The 16,897-nt window shown below is 56.0% G+C and carries 12 protein-coding genes and 2 pseudogenes; 11 read left to right on the forward strand and 3 right to left on the reverse strand.

Annotation, left to right across the window (positions count from 1 at the left end; genetic code table 11):
• Positions 1–197: 197 nt before the first annotated feature.
• From tssF to JLG71_RS11930, 11 genes and pseudogenes are all read left to right on the forward strand, one after another.
• Positions 198–1,967 carry a type VI secretion system baseplate subunit TssF gene (gene tssF / locus JLG71_RS11880; RefSeq protein ID WP_025105887.1) on the forward strand — a complete coding sequence of 590 codons (1,770 nt, stop codon included), beginning with the start codon at positions 198–200 and terminating at the stop codon, positions 1,965–1,967.
• Positions 1,931–3,013: a type VI secretion system baseplate subunit TssG gene (gene tssG, locus JLG71_RS11885; RefSeq protein ID WP_116281042.1), complete on the forward strand. Its 1,083-nt coding sequence runs from the start codon at positions 1,931–1,933 to the stop codon at positions 3,011–3,013. The genes tssF and tssG overlap by 37 nt, the downstream gene beginning before the upstream one ends.
• A 160-nt stretch (positions 3,014–3,173) precedes the next feature.
• Positions 3,174–3,698, forward strand: coding sequence for a type VI secretion system lipoprotein TssJ (gene tssJ / locus JLG71_RS11890; protein ID WP_025105885.1), 525 nt, complete (start codon positions 3,174–3,176; stop codon positions 3,696–3,698).
• Positions 3,699–3,702: 4 nt separating this feature from the next.
• Entirely contained in the window at positions 3,703–6,114 is a 2,412-nt protein-coding gene (locus JLG71_RS11895; RefSeq protein ID WP_224394457.1) for a type VI secretion system Vgr family protein, read from the forward strand.
• 11 nt (positions 6,115–6,125) lie between these two features.
• On the forward strand, positions 6,126–6,920 hold the full coding sequence (locus JLG71_RS11900) for a hypothetical protein (protein WP_025105883.1): 795 nt from the start codon (positions 6,126–6,128) through the stop codon (positions 6,918–6,920).
• The gene (locus JLG71_RS11905) at positions 6,901–7,266 is read left to right on the forward strand and encodes a hypothetical protein (RefSeq protein WP_129896993.1); all 366 of its coding nucleotides are present in this window, start codon (positions 6,901–6,903) and stop codon (positions 7,264–7,266) included. Before JLG71_RS11900 ends, JLG71_RS11905 begins: the two co-directional genes overlap by 20 nt.
• Positions 7,267–7,318: 52 nt before the next feature.
• Positions 7,319–7,628, forward strand: a pseudogene (gene tssE, locus JLG71_RS11910) (type VI secretion system baseplate subunit TssE); the annotation flags it as partial.
• A gap of 13 nt (positions 7,629–7,641) precedes the next feature.
• A pseudogene (locus tag JLG71_RS11915) lies at positions 7,642–8,915 on the forward strand (type VI secretion system Vgr family protein); the annotation flags it as partial.
• A 587-nt stretch (positions 8,916–9,502) separates the two neighbouring features.
• On the forward strand, positions 9,503–10,591 hold the full coding sequence (locus JLG71_RS11920; protein WP_004851647.1) for an ABC transporter substrate-binding protein: 1,089 nt from the start codon (positions 9,503–9,505) through the stop codon (positions 10,589–10,591).
• 71 nt (positions 10,592–10,662) lie between these two features.
• Positions 10,663–12,432 carry an ABC transporter permease gene (locus JLG71_RS11925; RefSeq protein WP_200914234.1) on the forward strand — a complete coding sequence of 590 codons (1,770 nt, stop codon included), beginning with the start codon at positions 10,663–10,665 and terminating at the stop codon, positions 12,430–12,432.
• Positions 12,425–13,495 (forward strand): ABC transporter ATP-binding protein, encoded by a 1,071-nt coding sequence (locus JLG71_RS11930; RefSeq protein WP_032692928.1) that lies wholly within the window; start codon positions 12,425–12,427, stop codon positions 13,493–13,495. Before JLG71_RS11925 ends, JLG71_RS11930 begins: the two co-directional genes overlap by 8 nt.
• Before the next feature lie 56 nt (positions 13,496–13,551).
• On the opposite strand, the gene JLG71_RS11935 is transcribed toward JLG71_RS11930, so the two are convergent.
• From JLG71_RS11935 to budA, 3 genes are read right to left on the reverse strand one after another with little or no spacing between them, the layout of a single operon-like run.
• A complete protein-coding gene (locus JLG71_RS11935) occupies positions 13,552–14,322 on the reverse strand; it encodes a (S)-acetoin forming diacetyl reductase (RefSeq protein ID WP_102803304.1) in 771 nt (256 codons plus the stop codon).
• Between the two features lie 23 nt (positions 14,323–14,345).
• A complete protein-coding gene (gene alsS, locus JLG71_RS11940; RefSeq protein WP_014838692.1) occupies positions 14,346–16,025 on the reverse strand; it encodes an acetolactate synthase AlsS in 1,680 nt (559 codons plus the stop codon).
• 10 nt (positions 16,026–16,035) lie between these two features.
• Positions 16,036–16,815 carry an acetolactate decarboxylase gene (budA, locus tag JLG71_RS11945; protein ID WP_004851637.1) on the reverse strand — a complete coding sequence of 260 codons (780 nt, stop codon included), beginning with the start codon at positions 16,813–16,815 and terminating at the stop codon, positions 16,036–16,038.
• Between the last annotated feature and the right edge of the window lie 82 nt (positions 16,816–16,897).

Consider the following 16,897-nt stretch of genomic DNA (forward strand, 5'->3'; position numbering starts at 1 on the left):
CAGAGCTTAATACGCTCTCGGGTACCGATCCGAAGCAGCTCTGTACACGGGCGAAAATAGTGTGTGAACCCGCTAAAGCTATCCGCGTCGACACCTCTGCGAGGGATGTTCTACCGGCGAGGCGGGTTGTTGTCGAACCGGCCAGAACCAGCGGTTGTGTTTGGCTAATATTTTGTTAACTATCAGGAAATTTGTGCATGGATGATTTAACCCTGCGCTACTATGAAGCCGAAATGCGCTATCTGCGCGAAGCGGGTAAAGAATTTGCCCGGGCCCATCCGGACCGGGCGGCGATGCTTAATCTGGATAAACCCGGCGCGCGCGATCCTTATGTAGAACGTCTGTTTGAAGGATTTGCCTTCCTGATGGGCAGACTGCGTGAAAAGCTCGATGACGATCTGCCGGAGCTGACCGAGGGGCTGGTGAGTCTGTTATGGCCACACTATATGCGGACCATTCCGTCACTTGCCATCGTAGAGTTTACGCCGGACTGGCGCAGCCTGCGTCAGGCAGAAACGCTGGCCGAAGGCTTTTCTGTTCTTTCGCGCCCGATTGGGCCGCAGAAAACCACCTGCCAGTACCGAACCACTCGGGACGTGCCCTTACAACCCCTGCAACTTGCCGATGCGCGTCTGCATACTGAAACGGATGGGCGCTCGGCTATTCGCCTGCGTTTTGAGTGTCCGGAAAAAGTGGACTGGAGCAAGTCCGGGCTCGAAAAAGTCGCTCTTTTTCTGAACGCCGAAAGCCCGGTCAGTTCAGCCCTGCATCTGGCGATGACCCGCCGGGTGCATGCTATGTATGCCCGTCATGTCGGTACCGGAACTGAACGCCATAAGTTTGATGGCTGGTGCAAACCCATGGGCTTTGATGACAATGACGGCCTGTGGAAGAAAGCCGATACAGCCTTCAGCGGTTACCAGCTGCTGCTGGAATATTTTAGCTTCCGTCCGAAGTTTATGTTTGTTGAGCTACGCGGTCTCGACACCATCGGGCTCACTGAGGCCAGCTCCTGGTTTGAAATCGATATTGTGCTCAGTGAAGCCTGGTCATCTGACCTGCCTTTTGAGACAGAAAACTTCCGGCTGCACTGTGCGCCGGTTATCAATCTCTTTACCCTGGAAGCCGATCCGCTGACGCTTAATCCTCTGGATAACGAATACCTGCTCAGGCCGCTGCGTCTTCAGGATGGCCACACCGAGATTTACAGCGTCGATAACATCCATGGCGCGGTGAAGAATGGCAAACACCCCTATGTACCGTTCACCAGCTTCCGGCACCGGGGCGGTATGATGCGTCATGATGCCCCTGAACGTTATTACCACACCCGCGTGAAACGCGGCCCCTCTGGTCTGTATGACACCTGGTTAATTCTCGGGGGGCGCTCGTTCGAGCTGGAGCAGCTGTCCGATAAACTAGAATCCCTTTCGATGCGAATAACCGGTACCAACGGGCAACTTCCGCGAAAAGCGCTGGAAAGTACCCTGCTGGACAGGGTGGTCAAAACCGGCAAAGTGCCCGTCAGAGTATTAAACGTCACAGCACCGACAATGCCGCTATATCCCCCGGCAAATGACCGTTTTCACTGGCGAGTGATGAGCCACCTCGGATCAAACTTCCTCAGCATGATGGACAATCCGGAGGTTCTGCGGGGAACGCTGGCGCTCTATGACTGGACTGACGATGAGATGAACCGCCGTCGGCTTGAAGCAATCGTCGCCGTGAAGCACACCCTGATCCGCCGTTTTGAGAAGGGCTTTATGCTCAGGGGCGTGGACATTGAGGTTACGCTAAATACGGATAATTTTGCAGGCGAGGGCGATGTGAATCTCTTCGGGGAGATGCTGCACCGGTTCTTTGCGCTCTATGCCGATATTCACCTCTTTAACCAGCTCACGCTGGTACTGCAACCGACAGGGAAACGACTGAGATGGCGCGAGAATCACAGCCAGCACGTACCCGGCTGACGCTGGCCCTTAACAAAGATATCTGGCGGGCCAATTTCTATCGTTTCTGCCAGCTGCTGGAACAGGAAAATCCGGACGCGCCCAAACTGGGCGCCACCAGCCATCCGGGCGACGATCCGGTACGATTCAGACCCTGGCCTGGTATGGGTTTCCCGGTCAGTACCCTGAAGGTGGTGGAGACCGACGAAGACCATCCGACATTACCCCCAACGGTCCGCACGACATTTCTGGGGATGTATGGCGTGGACTCCCCTCTGCCAACGTCCTGGCTGGACGACATTGCGCAGCGCCGGGAAGGACACGAGGCGGTCACCTTATTCCTGGACATTTTCAGCCACCGCATCACCACGCAGTATTACCGGATCTGGCGAAAATACGCGTATCCGGCCACCTTCGAGGCCGGTGGGCGAGATGCCATATCACAGTGTCTGCTGGGGCTGGTGGGACTCGGTATACCGGGTACGTCTGAGCAGGTGGCAACGCCGGTGTCCCGTTTCCTGGCCCTGCTGGGCACCATGCGTTTGCCCACGCGTAATGCCGAGGGCATCCGGGCTGTGGTGAGCCTGCTGGCGCCGAATACCCGGGCAATTATCACCGAACCGGATCCGGTTAAGGTCCATATCGATAATCGCAGTGGGCTGGGGGCCGGAAACCGTATCCGTCTTTCGCAGCGGGCCACGCTGGGTAAAACGGCCAGGGAAGCATGCAGCCGGGTACTGGTGACGCTGGAGACAGCGGATCCGGACGAGGCGGAAGGCTGGTTACCCGGTGGTGTCCTCCATACCGATTTTCTTGTTCTGTTACGCGTCTATCTCGGCTACCGCAGTGACGCCCGACTGCGCCTCACTGTACCCGTACGGCTGTTGCCTGAGCCCCGCCTTGGCAAAGGCAGGCGTATCCAACTGGGCCGCACCGGTTTGCTGGGTCTGAAAGCAGGCAAACTCAGCAACAGCCAGGAGAGTCTGACCGTCAGTCTGGGCTGTTATGAAGGGTTGCAATGGTCTGTGTTACCCCCTGCTGAAGACGGACATTACCGCTTCGACTAATCATCAATCATTAATTCTCCCCAAAATAATTCTGATTGCAGGAAGGCGGCAAACGCGTGAGTCCCCGGGAGCATAGATCACTATGTGACCGGGCGGGGCGAGTGCGTGCAGCCAACGCATCTGCAATCAGAAGTATGAAGGGGATAAAAGGAACTTTTGAATGGCAACAATAACCCGCTGGCGGGTGCTGACGCTTATTGCCTGTGGTCTGCTCGCAGGCTGCGGTCTGACGCAGACCGTCACGGACGGTACGGTCAGCATCACGAAATCCATCTTCTACAGGAAAATTAAAACGCTGCATCTGGATTTTACCCCGCGCACGGCCATTAACGCCGATGGCGCACAGACGCCGCTGGCGACCATGGTGCGGGTTTATCAGCTCAGGGATCGTAAAGCGGTTGATGCCGCCGATTACCAGACGCTGCTGCGCAAGGCCGATACGGTACTTAAGGACGATATGCTTGCGTCAAAATCGCTGCTGGTGATGCCCAACGGCAGCGTGACGCTCAATATGCCCATGGATGAAGATGCTCAGTTCGTGGCGGTGGTGGGATTATTTAACCGCCCGGATCAGAAGGACAACCGCTGGCGCCTGGTGCTGACCCGTGACGACCTCGACCCGGACAAACCCCGCACGATTGAACTGGGTGATGGCTGGCTCAGCCTTGTGCCGGTAAAGGAGTGACGTAATGGATAACTGGTCAGCGCTTTTCGACGGACAGACCCGATACTTTCTGGATATCAATGACAGCACAGTGAAGCCGGATGTCCTGCGCTTTTACGGCAGGGAAGCCCTGAGCGAGCCGTTCAGATGGGACATTGAGTTCACCACGCTGCAGGCGAACATTCCCCCGGAGCAGGTGCTGATGAAATATGCCTCTTTCCGGATGCGTGGCGGCAAAAGCGTTCATGGCATGGTGACCCGCCTGGAATGGCTTTCCACCTCAAAGGATCAGTCTCACTACCGGCTTACGCTCAGTTCGCGCCTGGCGCTCCTGGGATACACCCGACAGTGCGCGGTATATCAGAATCAGTCCGTTCCTGAGGTGGTTGAGCGGGTGCTGCGTAAACACGGTCTGGAAGGTCCAGATTTTGAATTCAGACTGGAGCGCACCTATCCGGCGCGTGAAATTATCACTCAGTGGCAGGAGACGGATCTGCAATTCATCCAGCGCATTCTGTCTGAGGTGGGAATTTACTGGCGCACGGAGATGGACGACGTGCGCGGTCTGGATACGTACATTTTTGCCGACAGCCAGCTTAACTACCAGTTTGATGTGCGCCTGCCGTACAGCGAGCCATCGGGGTTGTTCGACGGCGCGGCAGAATCGGTCTGGGATGTGCGGACCTGGCACAACATAGCCACCGGCACTGTCGTCACGCGGGATTACAACTACCGGACCGCCACCACGCCGATGGATGCGGCGGTGAGTGTGCGCAGTGATGCGGTCACCACCGGGGAGCATTACCGCTACGCGGCACCTTATCGTGAAGCGGGCGATAACGCCAGCCCGGAGCCGGAAACCGAATCTGGCGCATTCTACGCCCGACTTCACCACGAGCGGGAGCTCAACAAATCAGCCCGTATCCACCTGTTCAGCAACGCCTCACACCTCACTCCCGGGCAGGTGCTGGAGCCGCAGGGCGATGTCATTACGGCCCTGCAAGAAGGCGTGATCCTCACGCTGGTGACCTTCCGTGGCGCCCGGGATTCCCGTCTGCATGTGTCAGTCTGGGGCCAGCCTTACACCGAACGGTACTGTTTCCGCCCGGCGGAAATCCCGCGTCCGGAAATTCACGGCACGCTTCCGGCCCGGGTTGAGAGCCGGGAGAAGAATGATATCTACGCGCACCTGGACGAGCAGGGGCGCTACCGGGTGAAGCCGGACTTCGACCGGGAGGGGACGGAACCCGCTTACGGTTACCTGTGGCTGCGGATGGCGAAACCTTATGCCGGTGAAACGCTGGGCTGGCATACGCCGCTCATCGATGGCACCGAAGTGGCGATTGCGTACAGCAACGGCGATATTGACCTGCCGTACATCGCGTATGCGCTGCACGACTCGGAGCACCCGGACCACGTCACCCGCGACAACCCTACCCGTAACGTGTTACGCACCCCGGCGAATAACAAGCTGCGGATGGAGGATAAGCGCGGTGAGGAGCACATCAAACTTGCCACGGAGTACGGCAAGACCCAGCTCAACAGCGGGCACCTGGTGGATGCACAGGGGCAACGTCGCGGCACGGGCACCGAGCTGCGCACCGACGAGTGGGGAACCCTGAGAGCCGGGAAGGGACTGTTTGTCAGCGCAGATGCGCAGGCGAAAGCGCAGGGTGACGCACTGGATATGAGCGCTGCGCTGAAGGAAATCGACAGGCTTAATCAGCAACTGCAGCAGCTGGAAATGGCCGCAGAAAAAGCGCAGGCGCTGAAGGGCGATGTCGACAGCCAGATAGAGATGTTTGAGCAGCGGCTGAAACCGCTCAATGAAGCGGTGCTTTTCTCGGCGCCGGAAGGCGTGGCCCTGACCAGTGGTGAAGATATGCAGCTGGCCGCTGAACGGAACCTTGCGCTAAACGCCGGAGAAGACTTCAGTGTTGGAGTGATGGGCAATGCGACCGCTTTGATCGGGGAGAAGCTGGGGCTCTTTGCCCGCACCGGTCAACTGAGCCTGAAATCCGGGGAAGGGCCAATAGATGTCCAGGCACAAAACGCCAGTATGCGGTTGTTCGCTGAGAAGAAGCTGACGCTGAGCTCAGCGAGTGACATCTCCTTTGCCGGAAAGAAACGTATAACCCTAATTGGTGGTGGCAGTTACCTGAAGCTTGAGGCCGGGAAGATCGAGTATGGTACGACAGCATCGTATTTGCGCAAAGTAAAGCGGACTATGTTTGCTGGTGCAACCGATCTACCAATTGAGTCAATGAAGCAGATGACAATGATCATTCAGTATTACGACAGAAAGTTAAATTTCTCTTCAAATGTCAATTATCGTGTTGAAACATCGGATGGAGAGGAACTACTTTCTGGCTTCGGCACAGATGGATACATAGACAAAAGAGACAGTGAACATGAATATTGGATATTTGTAAGCTGAGCAATAATACCATGAAAAAAATAAATATTGAAATAGATGGAACCCCCTATCTGATAGTTACAAAGGATGGAAAGACTGAGCTGGGCATAAAAGGAAAAACAACTCCAGAAAATGACAGCACACCTCATGACATTAAAGTACCAAACGTTTTAATTATCACCAGAAAAAACGGTGAGGTTCTATTTGTTTTACGAGGTGCCGAAGAGGATGGGTTTTCAATATTAACGGCTCAAACCCTTTATGATCATTTTCAATATCAATGGTTTGAGCCGTTAGCAGATAACTATAGGGAATTACTTTTTATTAATGACGCAGACTATGCTAAAGAAGCATATAAAATATTTACATGGGATGATATAGCTAAGTTTTCCTTGATTGACAGACCATCATATAGTTTTTATAAAAATATGGAAGGAGATTGGAAGCAGAACCCTGAAGGTGGAGCAGGATATCTTTTGGTATTAATCTCCGACATCCCCTATTGGACGGACGCCGTGGGCCAGATACCATTTGCCGTTGACACCTACCGTAGCACTCAGAGCATAACTAAAACAGTACAAATCGGAATTGAATGGGGTGCAGGTACAATAACAGGGAGTGAGGACTATTCCAATGAGTATGATAATTATTTCGTATTAAGAGGGGCTTTATTTGCTAGCAAGAATTTTACATATAAAGTAACATCTACGGGAAAATCTTATCCAGCAGTTGAAGTTAAAGAAATAAGTAACTCAGTAAAAGCAGAAATGCTTGGTGCCCCAATAAAAAATAGTGAGTTGGAAAAATATGGAATTTGGAAAAAATAAAACCATTGCAATAAATATTCTAATTGCAGTCCTTGGATGCATTCTTGTTGTCACTGTTCATTATTTCGGCTACAAATGGTATATGGATCATTTCACTACTCGAAGTAGAGGTGTTGGTCTTGGATTTGTAATGTTATACATGCGGTGCATTATTATTCCAATAATATTTCTCTCAGCCTTCATTAAATTAAAACATTCAATACCCATCCTTGGTGTGGCTTTTGTATTTATGTTTTATACATGGTATGGAACAAATCCACTTCGCGTAATGTTGATGTTTGGTTCCTCATTATCCGGTTACGCAATAATTATTCTTGCAAAAAAATTAAAACGAAATATAGGATAATTCCTATTCCTTAGGACCTAAACCTCTATCATTTTATATAATTCGATATATTATGAATCAAAAAGCGCCCTCCTTAATATGAAATTCTTACTGGCAACTTTACAGGGGATCTTCCCCTTGAAGTTGTAAACGAAGAAGATCAGGTCATTTTATCTGTACTGGATAACATCCAGCATATTTTGAACGCCCGGGCCGGGACCATATCCCATCTCCCAGATTATGGTTTGCCGGATATGACCAAGATTCTGCAAGGCATGCCCGGGACAGCCCACGAGCTGATCGATACGTTGGCCGGTGTACTACTCAAGTATGAACCTCGTTTACAGTCACACAATGTGACCCTACTCGAACAGCAAGTGCCGTGCCTCTTTCCGGATGCGGAGCGGCAAAAGTGTGCACGGCATGGTGACCCGCCTGGAATGGCTTTCCACCTCAAAGGACCAGTCTCACTACCGGCTTACGCTCAGTTCGCGCCTGGCGCTCCTGGGATACACCCGACAGTGCGCGGTATATCAGAATCAGTCCGTTCCTGAGGTGGTTGAGCGGGTGCTGCGTAAACACGGTCTGGAAGGTCCAGATTTTGAATTCAGACTGGAGCGCACCTATCCGGCGCGTGAAATTATCACTCAGTGGCAGGAGACGGATCTGCAATTCATCCAGCGCATTCTGTCTGAGGTGGGAATTTACTGGCGCTCGATGATGGACGATGTGCGCGGTCTGGATACGTACATTTTTGCCGACAGCCAGCTTAACGACCAGTTTGATGTGCGCCTGCCGTACAGCGAGCCATCGGGGTTGTTCGACGGCGCGGCAGAATCGGTCTGGGATGTGCGGACCTGGCGCAACGTGGCCACCAGCACTGTCGTCACGCGGGATTACAACTACCGGACCGCCACCACGCCGATGGATGCGGCGGTGAGTGTGCGCAGTGATGCGGTCACCACCGGGGAGCATTACCGCTACGCGGCACCTTATCGTGAAGCGGGCGATGACGCGAGCCCGGAGCCGGAAACCGAATCTGGCGCGTTCTACGCCCGACTTCACCACGAGCGGGAGCTGAACAGGTCGGCCCGCATTCACCTGTTCAGCAATGCTGCACACCTCACTCCCGGGCAGGTGCTGGAGCCGCAGGGCGACGTCATTACGGCCCTGCAAGAAGGCGTGATCCTCACGCTGGTGACCTTCCGTGGCGCCCGTGATTCCCGTCTGCATGTGTCAGTCTGGGGCCAGCCTTACACCGAACGTTACTGTTTCCGCCCGGCGGAAATCCCGCGTCCGGAAATTCACGGCACGCTTCCGGCCCGGGTTGAGAGCCGGGAGAAGAATGATATCTACGCTCACCTGGATGAGCAGGGGCGCTACCGGGTGAAGCCGGACTTCGACCGGGAGAGCACGGAGCCGGGCTACGGCTATCTTTGGCTGCGGATGGCGAAGCCGTACTCTGGTGATACATACGGCTGGCACACCCCGCTCACCGACGGTACCGAAGTGGCCATCGCGTACAGCAGAGGCGACATCGACCTGCCGTATATTTCCCACACTTTACATGACTCTGAACATCCGGACCCCGTTACCCGTGACAACCACACCCGCAACGGGCCACAGCCCCGGCAAACAACACGCTGTGGATGAGGGACTGCCGGGGAGAGGTCCGGTCAAACTCGCCACGAACTCCCTTTATCTCGTCTCTGTGGGTTGTGCCCACCGCCATTTCAGCTCCTGAGCGCTTTCGGGCTCGTCAACGCATTCTTCCTCCCGTGCTCGTTTCTTGTTCACGATGGCGATGACATGGTGAACAGCGATCTTTTCTTCAAAACAGTGGCTTCAGCGTGTTTTTGTGATTTTTGTCATATTCATATCAGCTGTCATTTTTTAGTTCATTTGATGAAATGCCTTTTCATTACGTTATTTAACAGCTCAATTGTAAGGCCGATCGCAAAATTTACCCTGATGGCAATATCCATAAGCGCGATTGATGTTCGCCCGGTGCCAGCGGGTGTTATTTTTGTGTGTAAGAAAACGCAATACTGAGGGGGTAAGAAACAGAAAAACTTAATCTTTTCTTAATATTTCCGCCCAACAACCTTTATCTCTTTAGCCGCGCCCCACGAATCTTCCTTTAAATTACGCCAGCGTCACAAAAGCCGTAAAAAAACAAACCCCGGCGTTGCAAGGCTCTGGCGTCCCGCTATATGTTAAATTTAAGTTTAATAATTGATATCTAAAAGTTGATTTTATGTATATGAAAATTAGTGGGTTAGTGATTTCACTGACGGCAGCTATCTCCGGACAGGTCCTTGCCGCAGTTCCTCAGGGCTATCCGGCGGATTATCAAAAGGTGGTGGATGCCGGGATTAAAGAAGGCAAAGTGGTTATCTATTCAACGACCGATACCAAGGCCGCAGGCCCGTTAATTAAAGGGTTTGAAGCGCAATATCCCGGCATTAAAGTTGAATATAACGATATGAACAGCACCGAATTGTACAACCGCTATATCAGCGAACAGGCGGCGGGCGGCGGCAGCGGCGACGTGGTCTGGAGCTCTTCCATGGATACGGCGCTGAAGCTCGCCACCGATTACGCCGAAGAGTACGCCTCGCCGGAGCGGGATAAGCTGCCAAAATGGGCGGTCTGGCAACAGAAAGCCTACGGCACGACCTACGAGCCGGTGGTCTTTATCTACAATAAGCGGCTGATCCCTCAGGGCGAAGTACCGGACTCGCATACCGCGCTGGCGAAGCTGATCGCCGGCCAGGCCGATAAATTCAAAGGTAAGGTCACGACTTATGACATTGAAAAATCGGGTCTGGGTTTTATGCTGGCGGTACAGGACAGCAAAGCCGATGCCAGCTACTTTGACGATCTGGCGGGCATAGCGAAAGGCGGCCTGACCGTGCAATCGTCCACCGGTACGATGATGGAGCGCGTCTCCTCCGGGGAAAACCTGATTGGCTACAATATTCTCGGATCCTACGCGGAGGCGCGGGCCAAAAACGATCCTTCGCTCGGCATCTCCTATCCGAAAGATTATGTACTGGTGCTCTCGCGGGTCTCTTTTATTACCGCAGAAGCCGAGCACCTTAATGCCGCGAAGCTGTGGTTTGATTACGTGCTGTCGGAAAAGGGACAAAGCATCCTGGCGAACCAGGCCGATATTCCCTCCCTGCGCAATGATATCGAAGGTAAAAATGATATCGACGGTATGACCAAAATGCTCGGTAGCGCGCTGAAGCCTATTCCGGTCGATGAAACGCTGCTGGCGTATCTTGAGCCGAAACAACGACTGGAGTTTATCAAACAGTGGCGCACCGCCGCGGCGAAATAACCCTCCGGCGCTGCGCATCATTTCAGGATGCGCAGCCCGCTTAACGCCCGCCAGGTTTAAAGGGATCGCTTATGAATGTCTTACGTCGAAAATGGCAGGGTTTGCCGCGCGGTATCGTCGTCGTGATGACGGCGCTGGCGATTTATGTCCCGCTGTTATTTATCGTGGTGCAGAGCTTTCTCTCGGCGCCTTTTTTTGCCCGCACGAAATCGTTCAGCCTCGAAGCCTTCGCCTTCATCTTTAGCGACCCGGATTTTTATCTGGCGCTCAAGTCCGGGTTTATTCTGGCGTTTGGTCTGGTGGCGATTGCCATCCCCCTCGGCGGGATCCTCGCCTTTTTAATGGTACGTACCGATTTACCCGGGCGGCGGTTTATCGAGCCGCTGATTCTGGTACCGATTTTCGTTTCGCCGATGGTACTGGGCTTTGGTTACGTGGTGGCGGCCGGGCCGGTGGGCTTCTTTTCGCAGTGGGCCGAGCAGCTGATCGGCTTCGTGCCGTGGAATATTTACTCGATGTTCAGCATCGTGGTAATTGCCGGGCTGACGCACGTTCCGCATGCCTATCTCTATATCTCTTCCGCGCTGCGCAGCGTCGGATCGGATGTCGAGGAGGCCGCGCGGACGGTGGGCGCATCGCCGCTGCAGGTGATGACCTCGGTGAGCCTGCCGATGGTGCGACCGTCGATACTCTACGCCTGCGTACTGCTGTTTTTCCTCGGCCTGGAGGTATTTGGCCTGATGCTGGTGCTGGGCGATCCGGAAGGCAACATGGTGCTGGCGACCTATCTCTATAAGCTCACCAACAAGCTCGGTACGCCTTCTTATCACCTGATGGCGGCGGTGGCGGTGGTCCTGATCTGCATCACCGTTCCGCTGGTGATGCTCCAGCGCCGCCTGATGCGCACCGCCAACCGCTTTGTCACCATGAAGGGAAAAACGTCCCAGGCCCGCGCGCTGCCGCTGGGGAAATGGCGCTGGGTCGCCGGGATTGTGGTGGTGGCATGGCTGACGGTCACCATTGGGGTGCCGCTGATCGGCGTGGCGCTGCGGGCCTTTATTTCAAACTGGGGCGTGGGCGTTTCGCTGTGGGATGAACTCTCGCTGGCGACGTTCCGTAACATCTGGCAGCAGCCGAATCTGCTGCGCGCCATCGTTAACTCCATGGCGATTGGGGTGATTGGCGGCGCGCTGGCGGTGGTCTGCTATCTGTTCGTGGGCATCGCGATGCACCGCAAACCGGATAACGTCACGCGCTTTCTGGACTATAGCGTGCTGGTGCCGCGCGCGGTGCCCGGGCTGCTGGCCGGGCTGGCGTTTCTGTGGGTATTTCTGTTTCTGCCGATGTGGCTCGATCAGTCGCTGAAAAACGGCTGGCTCTCGGCGCTGCCGGTGGCAGACTGGCTGCGTGAACATCTGATCGTTCAGCTGCGCGCGCTGCGTAACACCATTTTTAGCGTCTGGCTGGCCTATACCGTCGTATGGATGGCTTACGGGCTGCGGCTCATCTCCTCGACGCTGCTGCAGGTAGCGCCGGAGCTGGAGGAGGCCGCACGCAGTACCGGCGCATCGCGCGGGCAGATCACCCGCCACGTCACGGTTCCGCTGTCGCGCTACGGCTTAATCGGCTCCTGGCTGCTGATGTTTCTTATCTTCGAGCGCGAATATTCCACCGGGGTTTATCTGCTCTCTCCGGGCACCGAAACCATCGGTTCGATGCTGGTGTCGCTGTGGGCGGCGGGGGCTATCGATATCGTTGCCGCGCTCTCCTTTATTAATATTCTGCTGGTGGTCGTGGGCCTGGGTATCGCCCTGCGCTTTGGAGTGAAATTACATGATTGAATTATCGGTAGAAAACCTGCATCTGACCTACGGTGATAATCCGGTGCTCAAGGGCGTGTCAATGGAACTGAAGCGGGGTGAGGTGGTCTCGCTGCTCGGGCCATCGGGCAGCGGAAAAACCACGCTGCTGCGGGCGGTCGCCGGGCTGGAGAAGCCGACCAGCGGCATTATCACCATTGGTAAAACCCGCGTTTATGACGGCAACCCGCGTAGCGAAATCCCGGCGGAGGCGCGCAACCTGGGGCTGGTATTTCAGTCCTACGCGCTGTGGCCGCATAAAACGGTGTTTGAAAACGTGGCGTATCCGCTGAAGCTGCGTAAGGTTGCCGCCGCGGAGATCAAGCAGCGGGTGCAGACCGTGCTTGAACAGCTGGGTCTGGGGCATCTTGGCAATCGCCATCCGCACCAGCTCTCCGGAGGGCAGCAGCAGCGCGTGGCCATCGGCCGGGCGCTGGTTTACAACCCGCCGGTAATTCTGCTGGATGAGCCGCTGTCGAACCTTGACGCCAAGCTGCGGGAAGAGGCGAGGGTCTTTTTGCGCGAGCTGATCGTCAAGCTGGGGCTGTCGGCGCTGATGGTCACGCACGATCAGAACGAGGCGATGGCGATTTCCGATCGCATTCTGCTGCTCAATAACGGGGTGATCGAGCAGCAGGGAACGCCGCAGGAGATGTACGGTAGCCCGAGAACGCTATTTGCCGCCGAGTTTATGGGCAGCAATAACCGGCTGCATGGCACCGTCACCGCTCTGGATAATGGTCGGGCGCGAATTGAGGGCGCCAGCTGGGCGCTGTGGGGGATGGTCGGGGAGGGGGTCAAGGTGGGGGAAGAGGCGACGGCGGTGATCCGCGTTGAACGCCTGCGCATCGCCTCAGCGCCTGAGGAGAATATGCTGGCATTGCCGCTGCTGACCAGTATGTATCTCGGCGACCGCTGGGAGTACCTGTTTCGCACCGAGGGCGATGATTTCGCCATTCGCGCCTACGGCAGCGCGCTGCGCGATGCCGAGCGCTGCCATCTGGCCTTGCCCGTCAGCGACCTGTGGATCTTCCCTAAAGGGTGAGATAAAAAAGCCCCGGCGCTGAAGCCGGGGCAAACCATGTCAGAGCTTATTTATTATTAGCTAAATACCATGCCGCCATCGATCAGCAGCGATTGGCCGGTCATATAGTTGGAGTCCGGACTGGCGAGATAAGAGACGCAGGCCGCGACGTCTTCCGGCTCGGAAAGCCGTCCAAGGGTAATGCGTTTGGCAAACTCCTGGGTCCCGTAGCCCAGCGGTTTACCCGCCGCTTCGGAAACCTGACGGTCGATTTCCGCCCACATTGGGGTTTTAACGATCCCCGGGCAGTAGCCGTTAACGGTAATTCCCAGATGCGCCAGATCGCGGGCGGCGGTTTGCGTCAGGCCGCGCACGGCAAACTTACTTGAGCTATAGACCGCCAGTTCCGGGTTACCCACGTGGCCCGCCTGGGAGCAGGCGTTGATGATTTTGCCGCCGTGGCCCTCTTTTTTAAACGCCTCTACCGCGGCCTGGATACCCCAGATAACGCCTTTGACGTTGATATTGTAGACTTTATCGATCACGTCCTCGCGAATCTCTTCGATAGGCGTGGAGGGGGCCACCCCGGCGTTGTTCACAATCACGTCAAAACCGCCCAGGCCCTTCCGCGCCTGTTCTACGGCGGCAAAAACCTGGTCGCGTTTAGAGACATCCACCTTCACCGCCAGCGCCTGACCGCCGCCGCGGTTAATTTCATCGGCGACCGCCTGTGCGGTGGCGTCATTGTAATCGGCGATAGCCACGGCAAAACCATCTTTAACCAGGCGAAGGGCGATAGCTTTCCCGATGCCCTGGCCCGCGCCGGTCACGAGTGCGACTTTTTTCATTGCTGGATTCCTTCTGTAGTAACTCAAAGTATTTGACTGAGATGAAGCTGGCCCATCAGCAGCGGGTTGTCGCTGTAATCAACGGGGATGGCGACCACGGCGGGGCCGTCGACGTCCATCGCCGCCCGCAGCGTCGGCTCAAGGGCGGCAGCGCTCTCTACCGCAAACCCTTTGGCGCCGAAGGCTTCGGCGTAGGCTTTAAAGTCCACCGGACCGAACTCAACGCCGGAGAGCCGCTGGTATTTTTTCTCTTCCTGAATCGCCACCATGTTGTAGCCGTTATCGACCCAGATGATATGCAGGACGTTAGCTTTTAGCCGTACGGCGGTCTCCAGCTCCATACTGGATTGCAGGAAGCCGCCGTCGCCGGAAACCGAAACCACTTTGCGCTGCGGGTTCACCAGCCAGGCGCCAATCGCCCACGGCAGCGCCACCCCCATGGTCTGCTGGCCGTTGGAAATCATGACCTGACGGGCGCGGAAGCTGTAGAGATAGCGGGCGATCCAGATGTGAAAGCTCCCCATATCGACGGTCAGCGTTACGTCGCTGTTGACGATGTCCTGCATGGCGCGAACGATGCGCAGCGGATGAAGGGCAAACTGGTTCAGCTGCGCGCCGCGGCGGTCGAGCAGCTCCCGCTGATGCTGGCGGTCAACCAGGATCTCGGCGGCCTGCGGCGACAGCACCAGCTGGTGGTCGATACGCTGAGAGAGTTTGTTTAGAGTGGCGGCAATATTGCCGACCAGCTCGATGTCCGGGGTATAGTTGCGCTCTTCGTAAGCCGGCAGCACGTCGATATGCACCAGCGTGGCGTTGCCGTTATTCCACATGGCCGGTTCGTACTCCACCGGGCTATAGCCGATGCAGATGACCAGGTCGGCGAGATGCAGGAGTCGATCCCCCGCCTGGTTATTGAACAGCCCAACCCGCCCGGCGAAGCGGGTAAAGTGGTCCTGATTCACCGCGCCGGCGGCCTGATAGGTGCTGGTAACCGGGATATGGCTTTTTTTCAGCAATTCACGCAGCGCCGCGCTGTTTTCCGCCTGGCTGGCCATCAGGCCGAGCAGGAATATTGGATTTTTAGCGCCGGCAATCATCTTCGCGACTCGCTCAATGGCTTCGTCCGGCGCCGCGCCGGTCTGCGGCGCATCGCTGGCGGGCAGAACCCTGGCGTGGACCGGCCCGTCGACCACGTCCTGCGGCAGGCTGACGAAGGCGCTGCCGGGACGTCCCTGCTCGGCGGCGCGAAACGCGTTGGAAACCACTTCCGCCAGCGCTTCCGCGGCGGTGACTTCCACCGAGTATTTGGTTACCGGACTAAACATCGCCACCGTATCCATACTCTGGTGCACCTGTTTGGCCTTGTCGGCGCGTTTTACCGCACCGCCCAGCGCCACCACCGGGTCGCCTTCGCTGTTTGCGGTGGCCATGCCGGTAATCAGGTTGGAGCAGCCGGGGCCGGACGTGACCAGCGCGACGCCCGCTTTCCCGGTGATGCGGCCAACCGCGGCGGCCATAAACGCGGCGTTGGCTTCGTGGCGTACCGGAATAATGCGAATGGAGGAGTCCAGCAGCGAATCGAAGACTTTATCGATTTTGGCCCCTGGAATGCCGAACACCTGTTGTACGCCCTGCGCCTCAAGCTGGCTGACGATAAGGTCGGCGCCGTGCGCCCACTGGCGCGGTTGATGTTGATTATCCACGAGAATCTCCTTAGTTTTCGACTGAGCGAATGGCGGCATCAAGATTGTCAGGATGCAGATCCGCCTGCAGGAAGGCGCTATCGGCAGGAAGGTCAATCATCAATTTGTGGATCTCACCAAAGGTCAGCACGCCGTGGTCGAGCTGATAATCGAGCAGATGGCCGCCGCCCTGGCGGTCATCGGTGATGAAGTGTTCGTGGTAGCCGGCAACGTTAATGCCCTGCATATGCTGCGGCGTGCGAAACCCCACCAGTACCCCTTCGCGCTGGTTGAAGCGGAAAACGGGCTGGTCGTCGAGCACGTCGGTCATCGCCCGGTAGGGCGGCGTCTGGCGCGGTACGGTGCGGGTATGGGCGTGGCGAAAATGGCCGTTGATACGCAGGGCGCAGAACAGATTATCGGAGGGGATTTGCCGGTCGATAATGTCGTGCAGCTGTTCGCGGCTGACCGGTTTATCAAACGTTTTGCGGTACTGCGGCTGAAACCAGGTCATCACCGCGAAGGGCGTACGCTGCTCCATGCGGGCTTTGCGGGCGCTGCCGTCGGCGCGCAGCTGGTAAACCTCGCTGCTAAACGCGATCAGCTCGCCGTCCAGTTCATTAAAGGTGCCCAGGCCGAAATCGCCGTGGGTGAGCAAATCGGCGATGGTGGTATTGCCCTCATAAACGCCGCTCAACAGCGCGCTCATCAGAGAAGTCTGGTAGATGACGCTATCGGGATGTTGCGCGGAAAATCCTCGTAGAGTTTCACACAGGCTCTCTTCGCAAGAGCATTCAGCAGAATGGTTCATTACCCGCTTCCTCGTTCAACGAATATCAGAAAGGTTAAATAAATGTTGACCCGATTCAGCTCACAGTTCCAATATAGAATCT

This window comes from Klebsiella michiganensis (assembly GCF_015139575.1).
GTDB lineage: Bacteria > Pseudomonadota > Gammaproteobacteria > Enterobacterales > Enterobacteriaceae > Klebsiella > Klebsiella michiganensis.

Excerpts from the sequence above, each read along its gene's own strand:
- JLG71_RS11935 (WP_102803304.1), bottom strand. The coding sequence starts at position 14,322 with ATGAAAAAAGTCGCACTCGTGACCGGCGCGGGCCAGGGCATCGGGAAA.
- JLG71_RS11905 (WP_129896993.1), top strand. The coding sequence starts at position 6,901 with ATGGAATTTGGAAAAAATAAAACCATTGCAATAAATATTCTAATTGCA.
- JLG71_RS11895 (WP_224394457.1), top strand. The coding sequence starts at position 3,703 with ATGGATAACTGGTCAGCGCTTTTCGACGGACAGACCCGATACTTTCTG.
- JLG71_RS11930 (WP_032692928.1), top strand. The coding sequence starts at position 12,425 with ATGATTGAATTATCGGTAGAAAACCTGCATCTGACCTACGGTGATAAT.
- tssJ (WP_025105885.1), top strand. The coding sequence starts at position 3,174 with ATGGCAACAATAACCCGCTGGCGGGTGCTGACGCTTATTGCCTGTGGT.
- JLG71_RS11920 (WP_004851647.1), top strand. The coding sequence starts at position 9,503 with ATGTATATGAAAATTAGTGGGTTAGTGATTTCACTGACGGCAGCTATC.
- JLG71_RS11925 (WP_200914234.1), top strand. The coding sequence starts at position 10,663 with ATGAATGTCTTACGTCGAAAATGGCAGGGTTTGCCGCGCGGTATCGTC.
- tssF (WP_025105887.1), top strand. The coding sequence starts at position 198 with ATGGATGATTTAACCCTGCGCTACTATGAAGCCGAAATGCGCTATCTG.
- tssG (WP_116281042.1), top strand. The coding sequence starts at position 1,931 with ATGGCGCGAGAATCACAGCCAGCACGTACCCGGCTGACGCTGGCCCTT.
- JLG71_RS11900 (WP_025105883.1), top strand. The coding sequence starts at position 6,126 with ATGAAAAAAATAAATATTGAAATAGATGGAACCCCCTATCTGATAGTT.
- budA (WP_004851637.1), bottom strand. The coding sequence starts at position 16,815 with ATGAACCATTCTGCTGAATGCTCTTGCGAAGAGAGCCTGTGTGAAACT.